Annotated in this window: 9 protein-coding genes and 1 pseudogene; 6 read left to right on the top strand and 4 right to left on the bottom strand. The window is 36.3% G+C overall.

All coding sequences use genetic code 11. From position 1 onward, the window contains the following. A partial coding sequence (locus SOY52_RS10385; RefSeq protein ID WP_320848884.1) for a substrate-binding domain-containing protein occupies positions 1 to 2341 on the bottom strand: 2341 nt, incomplete at its 3' end. A 239-nt stretch (positions 2342 to 2580) separates the two neighbouring features. Between SOY52_RS10385 and SOY52_RS10390 the strand changes: the two genes are divergently transcribed. The 5 genes from SOY52_RS10390 (at position 2581) to SOY52_RS10410 (ending at position 8922) form a co-directional block, all read left to right on the top strand. After that, positions 2581 to 4059 (top strand): tagaturonate reductase, encoded by a 1479-nt coding sequence (locus SOY52_RS10390; protein ID WP_320848885.1) that lies wholly within the window; start codon positions 2581 to 2583, stop codon positions 4057 to 4059. Beyond that, the gene (locus tag SOY52_RS10395; RefSeq protein WP_320848886.1) at positions 4059 to 5570 is read left to right on the top strand and encodes an altronate dehydratase family protein; all 1512 of its coding nucleotides are present in this window, start codon (positions 4059 to 4061) and stop codon (positions 5568 to 5570) included. Before SOY52_RS10390 ends, SOY52_RS10395 begins: the two co-directional genes overlap by 1 nt. Further along, positions 5567 to 6970, top strand: coding sequence for a glucuronate isomerase (uxaC, locus tag SOY52_RS10400; protein ID WP_320848887.1), 1404 nt, complete (start codon positions 5567 to 5569; stop codon positions 6968 to 6970). The genes SOY52_RS10395 and uxaC overlap by 4 nt, the downstream gene beginning before the upstream one ends. A gap of 2 nt (positions 6971 to 6972) precedes the next feature. After that, the gene (locus SOY52_RS10405) at positions 6973 to 7752 is read left to right on the top strand and encodes an IclR family transcriptional regulator (protein ID WP_320848888.1); all 780 of its coding nucleotides are present in this window, start codon (positions 6973 to 6975) and stop codon (positions 7750 to 7752) included. A gap of 99 nt (positions 7753 to 7851) precedes the next feature. After that, positions 7852 to 8922 (top strand): hypothetical protein, encoded by a 1071-nt coding sequence (locus SOY52_RS10410; RefSeq protein WP_320848889.1) that lies wholly within the window; start codon positions 7852 to 7854, stop codon positions 8920 to 8922. A 51-nt stretch (positions 8923 to 8973) separates the two neighbouring features. Here SOY52_RS10410 and SOY52_RS10415 read toward each other — a convergent pair whose 3' ends face one another. Together SOY52_RS10415 and SOY52_RS10420 are read right to left on the bottom strand one after the other, a co-directional pair. Continuing rightward, positions 8974 to 9633: a rhamnogalacturonan acetylesterase gene (locus SOY52_RS10415; RefSeq protein WP_320848890.1), complete on the bottom strand. Its 660-nt coding sequence runs from the start codon at positions 9631 to 9633 to the stop codon at positions 8974 to 8976. A 67-nt stretch (positions 9634 to 9700) separates the two neighbouring features. Further along, positions 9701 to 10735 carry a sugar kinase gene (locus SOY52_RS10420; RefSeq protein ID WP_320848891.1) on the bottom strand — a complete coding sequence of 345 codons (1035 nt, stop codon included), beginning with the start codon at positions 10733 to 10735 and terminating at the stop codon, positions 9701 to 9703. A 139-nt stretch (positions 10736 to 10874) separates the two neighbouring features. Here SOY52_RS10420 and SOY52_RS10425 point away from each other — a divergent pair, with 139 nt between their 5' ends. Then, positions 10875 to 11837: a bifunctional 4-hydroxy-2-oxoglutarate aldolase/2-dehydro-3-deoxy-phosphogluconate aldolase gene (locus tag SOY52_RS10425; protein ID WP_320848892.1), complete on the top strand. Its 963-nt coding sequence runs from the start codon at positions 10875 to 10877 to the stop codon at positions 11835 to 11837. 170 nt (positions 11838 to 12007) lie between these two features. On the opposite strand, the pseudogene SOY52_RS10430 reads toward SOY52_RS10425, so the two are convergent. Continuing rightward, positions 12008 to 12274 (bottom strand): annotated as a pseudogene (locus SOY52_RS10430) (hypothetical protein); the annotation flags it as partial.

Here is a 12274-nt window from a genome sequence, read left to right on the forward strand (position 1 = left end):
ATTCATCTGCTAGCTCACTTTCTGTAACAAATAAAACTTGAGGCAAAGTCCTAACAATTTCAGGAACAACACTACATTCATCTTTCTTAATATATAATGTATAACCTATTGCCGTACTTAAAGTGACATCGTTTGAAAGAGATGGCCAAGGCAAACAAATAGAAATGCCATGCTCTTTAAAATGGAAAGATCCATTATGGAGCACAACAATCTTCTCAGCAAGAGAAAGAGAAGCTTCTCCTTTTTTCCCAATTGGGTTCCAAGTACTAGAAGAAACGAAGATAGAAAGTCCTGCAGGTTTTATTGAAACCTCTAAATAGATTTGACCATTATCTTCAGTTGCTAGTTGATACAATATCTCTGAAACCTGAGTGATTTTTTCGCAATCAGCATAAATAGCAGGTAAAGAATCTGGAATATTTGCTTCAATACACAATTTATTAGCAATATCCTTAAAGAAAGGAGTTGGAGAAATGAGCTTCTTAGAGAGTTCAATTTGTCCTTTTTCTGTGTAACATAAATCGAGCAAATGCTCTGCCTTCAACAAATGATTCAATAGCTCTTTTCTATACTCAAAATCTGTATTGCTTAATATCTGTTTCATTTGTTCTAAAGGCTCTTTTAAACCATCCGAAATGCTATCAAAGAAATCAGAAGATGCTCTCTCGGCTTTTTCAGCAATGTCTTTTGCTTTATTAGCAGTATCTAAAAGACTAATACCTTTAAGAGTAGAGGAAATCGTTGCCCGTAAATCCTCTAAGAACCGTTCATCACGTTGCTCTGTTACATCAACTAATAAATATCCAAGATATTCACTATCATATGTAAGTGGTAATACAACATAAGCACCACGTGAAATATTCTTATTTAACTCATCAGGAAGCAGCATTAAAGAAGAAAAATCTTGTTTTTTAACACTACTTAATGATCGATCATAACCAACAACAAGTTTTGATACTCCATCAATTGAAGAACTAAATACTAAATAAGCTTGCAATATTCCCAAACTTGGAAGTTCACTTCTTAAAACTTCACCTAAATTCTCTAATGATCTAATAGATAGAAGCTTATTTTTTAATGCATTTATTTTATTTGATTTTATTGTCTGATAATAAGACTCTTCAGCTTGCACTCTTGAATAGGTTTCAATCATTGCAGGTATGAGTTCTGATTTACAAAATGAGGTAAATTCCACAGGGAAATTAAAAGTATCAATAAAGCACTTATATACATCTAATAAATCGTAGAGCTCTCCACCACTTTCCAAAAATCTTCTAACGAAGAATAAAAATCTATCGCGGAATCTAGAGAATTCTAAATCTTTATCTACTAAACTTACCTCAAACGCATAATCAATAAAAGCTTTAACTTCGGCATAACTAATTTGGTCTTGAGTTAAACTTCTAATCCAACTAATAAAATTCTCTTTGTTTTCAAGCTCCTTTCCAACAGGCTCTGCTGATCCAAAGCTATGATCACAACCACAAGAGTGCCTAATGACTAATTCTGCAGGAAGAATAACATCCTCAACAGTAGTATTAGGATCATTAAATATTTGATTTAAAACCTCTACAGCCACATGGCTCATCCCAACTACAGGCATCCTTACAGTTGTTGGAGCAACCTTCATTATTTTATTGTTATCGCTATCATTAAATCCAGCGACCTTTAATGTAGTAGGCACTTCAACATTTATCTCTTCAAGATATCTTAAAGCTCCACTTAACATTAAATCAGAAGCACAGATTAAAGCATCAAAATCAATTCCAGGAACAAGGCCTCTATCATTGATAATTTCTCTTAAGGCTTCTTTACCTTGTGCCCAAGGATGAGGCGTTGATACTAAATCTAGGTTAAGAGCAATACCATTATTCTTTAAACAATCTTCATAAGCACAATATCTTGATTGGCTACTAGCATGGTTACTAGGTCCTCTTAAGAAAGCAATTCGCTGTATTTTATGTTTTACAATAAAGTGCTCAACTTCCTTATACATTCCTTCATATGCATCAAAAGTAACAGATGGAGAGCCTTCTACAGGAAGTCCTATAGAAACAAAAGGTACTTCTGTACCTCTCATAATAGAACATACCTCTTCAGCTGTAAGTTCCCCAGTTAATGTACTACTCCAGCTAATAATTCCATCGAAGTTTTCTTTTGTTTCAAGGTTATAAATATTATTTCTTAAATATTCATCTCGCTCTTTATAGTTAAGCCTTCCACCTGGAAGAACAACTACAGAGTCACTCAAAAGATCCACAGATGAGAGAACACTTCTCCAAAGACGAATGGACGCTCCCTCATGAATTGATGCCAAAACTAGTCCTATCCTTTTGTTCATGTATTCAGAATACTTCGGTTTTCACCACTCTACAACAAAAAATATCGTTTTTTTACAATATCATTTATTGTACAATAAAGACATACAAAACCTTCGGTTTTTCTTGACAGCTAATACTAACGATTGTAAAGTGGAATTGTGTTTCATTTTATAATTGATTTCCATTTTTTACATTTGGGAAAATTGGCTGTATAGAATGAACTTAAAATAAGGTATCTAGCGTTTCGTAGGAGGAACAAATGAAAAATATTAAAGACGTGGTTAAGACTGTTGAAAGACCAATTAAGGTTCTTCAGTTTGGTGAAGGAAACTTCCTTCGTGCATTTGTTGACTGGATTATCGACCAGTTAAATGAAAAAGGCGATTTCAACGGTAACGTCATGTTAGTACAGCCACTCGATAGAGGTTTAGCTGGAATGATTAATGACCAAAACGGTCTCTATACAACTGTTCTTAGAGGTGTTCAAAACGGTAAGCCAGTTGAAGAGTTCAGACAGATTACTTCTGTTGCTGGATGTATCAATCCATATGCAGAATATGATGCATTTATTGCACAGGCTGAAAACCCTGATCTTAGATTCATCATTTCTAACACAACAGAAGCTGGTATTGCTTATCATGAAGGCGATAAGCTTGACGATAAACCACAATCAAGTTTCCCTGGTAAAGTTTGTTCTTTCCTTTACAAAAGATATTGTGCATTCAAGGGTGATCAGAGCAAAGGTATTATTGCTATTCCTTGTGAACTTATTGAAAAGAACGGTGACAACCTTAAGAGAATTGTTCTCCAGTATGCAAAAGAATGGAATCTTGAAGAAGGCTTTATTGCTTGGGTAAATGAAGCATGTGACTTCTGTAACAGCTTAGTAGATAGAATTGTTCCAGGTTATCCAAGAGCTGAAGCTGAAGAACTTTGGAACCGCCTTGGTTACCAAGATAATATTATTGATGCTGCAGAAATCTTCCTTCTTTGGGTTATCGAATGCCACAACAAAGTCCATGATGATGAGCTTCCAACAGCTAAGGCTGGTGTAAATGTTATTTGGACAGATGATATGTCATTCTACAGAACAAGAAAGGTAAGAATCCTTAATGGAGCTCATACTCTCATGACACTTGCAGCTTATCAGGCAGGTCTCAATACAGTTGAAGAATGTATGAAGAGTGATTTAATCTTCCCATTCATGAAAAAAGGTCTTTTTGAAGAAATTATTCCTTCAATGGATGGTGATAAAGCTCAGCTTGAGCAATATGCAGCAGATGTTCTCGAAAGATTTGCTAACCCATATATCATTCACTTATTAATGTCTATTTCTTTAAATAGCGTATCTAAGTTTAAGACAAGAGATCTTCCATCTCTCATTGGTTATTACAATAAGTTTGGTAAGCTTCCTAAATATCTTGTATTCTCACTCTCAGCTTTAATTAGCTTCTATCAAGGAACAGAGTTTGAAGGTGCTGCATTAAAGGGTAATAGAAATGGTGAAACATACCTCATCAATGATAACCCTGAATACCTTGCTAAATTTGCAGAACTTTATAGCTTCGAATATAAGTGCAACAATTGTAAGGGTGCTGCTATTGCAAAGAGTGTTCTCTCACAAGAAGCTTGGTGGGGTCAAGATCTTACTAAGATTCCTGGACTTGAAGAAGCAGTTAGCGAAAACCTTGCTAAGATTTTCAATGACGGCATGGAGGCTGCAATAAGGAGTCTTTAATGGAAGCAATTCTTAAAATTAATGAATTAGACAATGTCGCTGTTGCAATTTCACCTCTTTTCAAAGGTGATATCGTAACAGTTGGCGATACAACTTACACACTTCTTACTGATGTACCTGCGGGCCATAAAATGGCCCTCAAGGACATTAAAAAAGAAGAAAAAATAATTAAAGATGGCTATCCAATTGGTGCTGCAAAAGAAGACATCAAAGCAGGAAGTCATGTTCATGCATTTAATATCCACACTCTTCTTTCAGAATCTGCTTCATACACATATGATGAAGAAAACGCAAAAGTATTCATCAAGGAAGCTGAAGAAAGAGCTATGAAATGGAATGGTAAAGTTCCAACGATTATGGCTTATGAAAGAAAGAATGGTGATATTGGTATTAGAAACTCACTTTGGATTGTTCCAACAGTAGGCTGTGTTAATAGAATTGGTCAAAAACTTGAAGCTTGGGCTAATGAAAACTTAAAGGTTGCTGATGGTGTACATGTATGGACACATCCATATGGTTGTTCACAAATGGGTGATGACCACGAGAACACAAGAAAGATTCTTGCTGATCTTGTAAAACATCCAAATGCTGGTGGTGTCCTTGTTCTTTCACTTGGTTGTGAAAACAACACTATTACAGCATTTAAAGAGCTATTAGGCCCAGTTGATGAAGAAAGAGTAAAGTTCCTCGTTTGCCAAGAGACAGAAGATGAACTATCTGCTGCTAAAGCACTTTTAACAGAGCTTGCAAAGGCAATGGAAAGTGATAAAAGAGTTGCTGTTCCAATGTCTCGCCTAAGAGTTGGATTTAAGTGTGGTGGATCAGATGGTTTTTCTGGAATCACAGCAAATCCTCTTGTTGGTAGATTCTGTGATGATCTTACAGCTATGGGTGGAACAGCTATTCTTACTGAGGTTCCTGAGATGTTTGGTGCAGAGCAGATGCTTATGAATCGTGCAGTTTCTAGAGAAGTATTTGAAGAGATTGTTGATCTCATTAATAACTTTAAGAACTACTTCACATCTCATAACCAAGTAGTATATGAGAACCCTTCCCCAGGTAACAAAGCTGGTGGTATTTCTACTCTTGAAGATAAGAGCCTTGGTTGTGTACAGAAAGGTGGTAGAGCTCCTGTTTCAGCAGTTGTAAAATATGCAGATAGAGTTACCTCTACTGGTCTTAACCTATTATCAGGTCCAGGTAACGATATCGTTTCTACAACAGCACAAAGTGCTGCAGGTGCTCATATGATTCTTTTCACAACAGGACGTGGTACACCACTTGGTTCTCCTGTTCCAACAGTAAAGGTTGCAACAAACTCTGATCTTGCAAAAAGAAAATCTAATTGGATTGACTTTAACGCAGGAAGAGCTCTCACAGAAGATGCTTCAGAGCTTTCAGCAGACTTCATTCAGTTCCTAGTCAAAGTTGCTTCTGGTGAAGTTCATACAAAAAATGAGATTAACGGATATAGTGAAATCTCAGTATTTAAAGATGGAGTAATTTTATGAAAAAGTTTATGGATGAGAATTTCATCTTACAAAATAAGACAGCACAAGAGCTGTTCCACGAGCATGCAGCAAAGATGCCTATCTTTGACTACCATTGTCACTTAATTCCTTCTCAGATTGCTGAGAACAAGCGCTTCACAACTATCACAGATGCTTGGCTCGGTGGTGACCACTATAAGTGGAGACAAATGAGAACAAACGGTGTACCAGAGCAACTTATTACAGGCGATGCAGATCCATATGATAAGTTTGTTGCATGGGCTGATACTATGGAAAACCTTCTTGGTAACCCACTCTATCACTGGACACATTTAGAGCTTCAGAGATACTTTGGCATTTATGATGTTCTTTGTAAGAAAAATGCAAAGAAGATTTATGATGAAGCTAACGATAAATTTGCAAATGATCCTGATTTATCAGTTTTCGGTATCATGAAGAAATTCAATGTTTATGCAGTTGGTACAACAGATGATCCTGCAGATGATCTTGCTCAGCACAAGATTATTAGAGATGAAACTGATTGTCCTGCAAAGGTAATTCCTTCATATCGTCCAGATAAGGCACTTCACATTGAGAAGCCAGACTTTGCAGAATACATTGCAAAGCTTGCAAACGTTGCAGACATGAAAATTGAAAGTGTTAGCGATGTTGTTACAGCTCTTCTTAAGAGACTTGATTTCTTCTGTGAAATGGGTTGTAAGGCAAGTGACCATGCACTTGTTCAGTGCCCACACACATTCTGGAGCGAAGATGCTGTTAATGCTGTATTCGTTAAGAAGATGGCTGGACAGACACTCACAGATGCTGAGGTTGATGCTTATATGACATTTGTTCTTGTTGCACTTGCAAAAGCATACAACAAGAAGGGTGTTGCAATGCAGCTCCACTTTGCATCAATTAGAGATAACAATGTTACAATGTTCAGAAAGCTTGGTGTTGATACAGGTTTTGATGCTTCTCACGATAAAGAACTTGCAGAAAGTGTTTCAGCATTTATGTCAAAGCTCTCTGAGACAGACGAAGTACCAAAGACTATCTTCTACAGCTTAAATCCAAAAGATTACTACTCTCTTGGTACACTTATGGGTTGTTATCAGGGTGGTGGTATCCCAGGTAAGATTCAGCTTGGTTCTGCTTGGTGGTTCTGTGATCACAAGGATGGTATGGAAGAGCAGATGAAGGTTCTTGGTAACCTCGGTATGCTCCCACGCTTTATCGGTATGCTTACAGACTCTCGTTCATTCCTCTCCTATTCAAGACATGAATATTTCAGAAGAATACTTTGTAATATTCTTGGTACTTGGGCAGAAGAAGGAGAAATTCCATCAGATATGGATATGCTTTCAAGAGTTGTTGAAAATATTTGTTTCAATAACGCTCAACACTATTTCGAGGGTTAATTATGGCAGGAAAGGAACTTGATGAAAAAAATATGATGAGCGGTGTAAGCCGTACTATTACTATTTTGGAAGTTCTCTCCAAAAAAGGAGAGCTGAATCTTGAGTCTTTAGCAAAAGAAACAGATCTTCCAAAAGCAACACTTCTTAGGTTCCTTTCCACACTCCAGCAACTTGGTTATGTATTTCGCGATGATGCGGATAGATATTCACTTACTTTAAGACTCTTTTCTGTTGGATCAAGAGCTCTTTCAAGAAATGATCTTATTTCAAAAGCAAGACCATATGCTAAAAAGCTCTGTTCTGACCTTGGGGAAACAGTCCACATGGGCATTCTTGAGGATAATAGCGCTGTATATATCCTAAAAGAAGAGTCCTCCTACACTCTAAGAATGTATTCTCGTGTTGGTAAGGTTATTCCTTTATACTGTACAGCCATTGGAAAGATTTTCCTCTCAGAAAAGAGTCCTAAAGAACTCGATGCATATCTAAAGGCAACTGTATTAAAACCATTTACTGTTCGAACTATTAAAACTAAAGAAGCTTTAATAGACCAACTCGAACTAACTAAAAAGAGAGGATGGGCAATTGATGATCAGGAGCATGAAGATAATATTATGTGTATTGCAGCTCCAATTAGAGATTATACAAGAAATGTTATTGCAGCCATCTCTGTCTCTTGGCCACTTTTTAGATTCAATAAAGATGAATTTGAAAAGGCTACAAAAGAAATTAAGTCTGTTGCAGATGAATTATCTGTCGTATTAGGCTACGAAGAAGAATAACAAAACATAAACTATTTCCATCTAAGATCATAGTTACCTTGACAGGTAACATTCTCACGTTTTACAATTATTTTAATTACAATTTAAAAGAAGGTGCTTATGAAAAAGTCATTAATTTTTTTAGCAGTGTTGAGTCTTCTGTTAGTAGGTTGTGCAACTAAACCTGTTTATATTACTCACTATATTGTAAATGGAGAAGAATATCTGGTTCAGAATGAGGGACAGTTTGCTAATCCTGGAACACCTAAAGAATATCTTACTGATAGACAAGAGTTTATTGGTTGGTCACTTGATGGACAACTTATTACAGATTGGAGAGTACAACCTCTTGGAGATGTAAACGTATATGCTGAAATCAAGAATGTAAATTACATTGATTTATATATTAATGGTAAGCCTTATAAAGCAATTAGCGAAACAGAATTAGCTAAAATGAAGGCTGCTCCAGCAATTCCAACATCAGAAGAAATTTCAAGCATGTTCAAAAAAGAAGAACTTGAAAACTTTAGTGAAGGATATTCATTTAAGGATAATACATTTATTGGTTGGACAGTCAACGGAACAAATGAGTTCTTTGAAGATTGGGATAAACCATTAACAAAGAGTATTAAACTTAATGCTATCTATAAGCCTATTGTTTTCTACTATGTTAACAATGTTCTTTGGAAGCAACAGTTTGTATCAGATTTTGGAAACCCTGGTACACCAGAAAATACAGACCTTTATAATGGATATGAATTTGCAGGTTGGGTAAACTACGATGATTATGGTCCATATGAGAACTGGAATGTAAAACCAGAAATCTTAAGATTTGATGCTTTACTCTCACTTACATCAACAGATAGTGCTATTCTAAATAGTTCTTCAATTGAACTTGATAGTAGAACAAGAGAATATTCAGTTCTTGGTCCTGTAACAATTTCTGATACATGTCAAATTGTTAATGGACAGATTAAGACAACTGGTGTTGGATATAAAGATATCTTAGCAGAAGCAAAGAAGCTATATCCAGCTACAGATAAAGTAATTGATATTATTGTTGATTATGAAACAAAAGAACTTGATGTTGATTATTCAGCACTCCAAAGTGGAGTTGTTTCAAAGCCATCAGCAAAGAGGTTTGTATATCAGACAGCTTCATATACAGGTCTTGCAATCGATATTAAGTAATTAATCAGATATTAAAACTTCCCCTTCCAAGCTAAAAGGAAGGGGATTATTTTATTTTACAAATTCAAGATTTTTCTTTTTGCACTCATCATATATCATTTTTGCAATCAGCTCTGCACCTTCAGGTCGTAAATGAGTATTATCATCTCTACCATCTGGATAGTTTGGATATATTCCAGGAGCAAAATTCATAAAGTATTTTAAAGACTTCTCTTCTCCAATGCTTGTTAGATACTCTCTTGTTCTTTCACTCATTTCGATAAAAGTAATACATTCTTGGTCGGCAACAGCTTTCATAGCTTGAGGGTAATCCTCATGAGTATTAATACAAACTCCATCAACAAATCGTCTTCTAGCAATAGATGAAATTAATATTACAGTTACACCTTTCTTTTTTAAATTATCAATGAACCATTTTAAGTTGAGCTTGTATGTAGTGTTTGAATATGTCCTTCTATATATCTCTTTTTTAGTTTCATTATGTCCAAATTGAATTATTACATAATCTCCACTTGAGCAGGCTTCAAAGCAATCAAAGAAAATACCTTCGTGAATTATCATCTCTGTTGATCGACCATTCTTAGCCATATTACATAGCTCAAAGGAGGGATTAAGATATTTACTAAAGCACTCACCCCACCCTGTTTCAGGTCTAGCACACTCTTCTTTGATAGCACAGGTTGAATCACCTAATAAAAAAAGTTTTGGCATTTATTTCCTCTAATTATTAAAAAACGGTACAGAAGAATCTGTACCGCTATATGTTTTAAAGTATAGATTATCTCTGTACTCTTCCGCTTCCATCACCCTTACAGAGAGCTTCAACTTCTGAAAGTCTTGAAAGGTTGAAGTCACCGTCAATTGAGTGCTTGAGACAAGAAGAAGCAACTGCGAAATTGATAGCATACTGCTCATCTTCATAGTGTGAGAGACCATAGATGATACCAGCAGCAAATGAGTCACCACCACCAACACGGTCAATGATATCTGTGATTTCATAGTGTCTTGAGAGGTAGAAACCTGTCTTACCAGAAAGAGCTGCTGACCAACCGTTTCTGTCAGCTGACTTACTTTCACGGAGAGTAATAGCAACAACTGAAACATTAGGGAACTGCTTCTTAACTTCTGCAGCGAGGTTCTCATATACTTTAGTATCGAGCTCACCACTTGTTACATCGCTATCAGCTTCGATACCGAGACACTTCTGGATATCTTCTTCGTTAGCAATGATAACATCAGCATACTTAACAAGCTCTCTCATTACTTCTGGAGCCTTCTTACCATAGTTCCAAAGCTTCTTTCTATAGTTGAGGTCGATAGAAACTGTAGCACCTGCAGCCTTAGCAGCCTTCATAGCAGCAAGAGCACAATCTGCAGCACCCTGGCTGATAGCTGGTGTAATACCTGTTGTGTGGAACCATGTTGCACCATCGAGGATAGCAGCGAAATCAAAATCTTCAGGCTTTGCATTAGCAATTGCACTGTCTGCTCTATCGTATACAACAAGTGAAGGTCTCTGGTTAGCACCAGTCTCAAGATAGTAAATACCAAGTCTTGAACCCTTAACGCTCTTAATATCTGATGTGTCAACGCCATACTTCATGAGCTCACGAACACAAGCTTCACCAACTGCATTTTCAGGTACAGCTGTAACGAATTTTGCCTTCTCACCAAAGATTGAGAGAGAAACAGAAACGTTAGCTTCACCACCGCCAAATGTTGCTTCTAAGCTAGGTGTCTGGAATAATCTTGTTCTTTCTGGGCTCTTAAGGCGAAGCATGACTTCACCGAAAGTTACATATTTATTTGCCATAAAATCCTCCGATTTTCTTTTTGATAATTCTATTGTAAGGGATAAGTTAACATCCGTCAATAATTTTTTTGAAACATTGTTCCATTTTTTAAAAACCTGTGTTATTATACTATTATAGATTATAAAAGGAGTCAAAACCATGAACAAAGACGAATTATTTTCATTCTTCCATAACATCGGTCTTGTACCAGTTGTAAAGATCGACGATGCAGAAAAAGCAGTACCTCTCGCAAAGGCTATGATCGAAGGTGGCATTCCATGTGCAGAAGTAACATTCAGAACAGCTGCAGCTGAAGAAGCTATCAGAAAGATGAGCGAAGCTTTCCCTGAAATGATGATTGGTGCTGGTACAGTTATTAATCCTGAACTTGCTGAGAAAGCAGTTAATGCAGGTGCTAAATTTATCGTTTCTCCAGGATTAAATCCTGCAACAGTAGAATGGTGTCTCGAAAGAAATATTCCAGTTGTTCCTGGTGTATGCACACCTTCTGATATCGAAAAAGGTCTCAGCTATGGCCTCAATGTTCTCAAGTTCTTCCCAGCTGAAGCAAGTGGTGGTGTTAACATGCTCAAGAACCTCGCTGGTCCATTCCCACAGGTTAAGTTTATGACAACAGGTGGTATTAGCACATCAAATCTTGGTGAGTATGCAAAGGCTGCAAACGTACTTGCAATCGGTGGTAGCTGGATGGTTAAGGCTGATTTAATTGACAACGACAATTGGGCTGAAATCACAAGACTTTGTAAAGAAGCTACATGTGCTCTTCAGGGTTTTGAATTTGCACACCTTGGAATCAACAACGACAGTGTAGAAGAAAGTGAAGCAGATATCAAAGCATTCTCAACATTCGGTATGGCTACAAATAGAGGTAACTCATCTGTATTCATGAACAAGTCTATCGAAGTTCTTCCAAAGCAGGGAAGAGGTGCTAAGGGTCACCTTGCTTTCAGATGTAATGATATCGAAAGAGCAGTTTACTACCTTGAGAACAATGGTTTCTCTCTCAACAAGGATTCTGTTGCTCTTGATGCAAAGGGTAAGATGAAGGTTTGCTACTTCAATGAAGAAGTTAGCGGATTTGCTATCCATCTCATCAAATAATTAATACTTATTATATTGAAGGTGTTGTTAAAAATATTAGCAACACCTTTTTTTCGCTTTTATAGTTAGAAATACTTCTGTTTCTGATTATAAGAATAACATGATAGCTAACTTATCAAAAAAAAGAGGGTAGCAAAATATTTACTACCCACATAGATTAAAATTTTTAATTAAAAGAAAAACTGGAAAAGAATATAGGTAAAGTAAATTACTAAAAGTAAAATACCTTGGTATCTTCTAAGCTTTTTTGATACTAATGCAGGAACTGTTAATAAGAGCATTGTAACAAACATTACAGGGATATCAACAACTAGAGAAGCATTATGTCCTGCAATAAGTTTTTCAGCTGGAACACTGAATGGTCTAATTGTAATAGCCATACCACTTACAAATACTAAGTTAAATAAGTTAGCACCAATAATATTTCCAAGTGAAAG

The organism is Bullifex sp. (assembly GCF_034103065.1).
In the GTDB taxonomy this organism is placed as follows: Bacteria; Spirochaetota; Spirochaetia; order Sphaerochaetales; family Sphaerochaetaceae; genus Bullifex.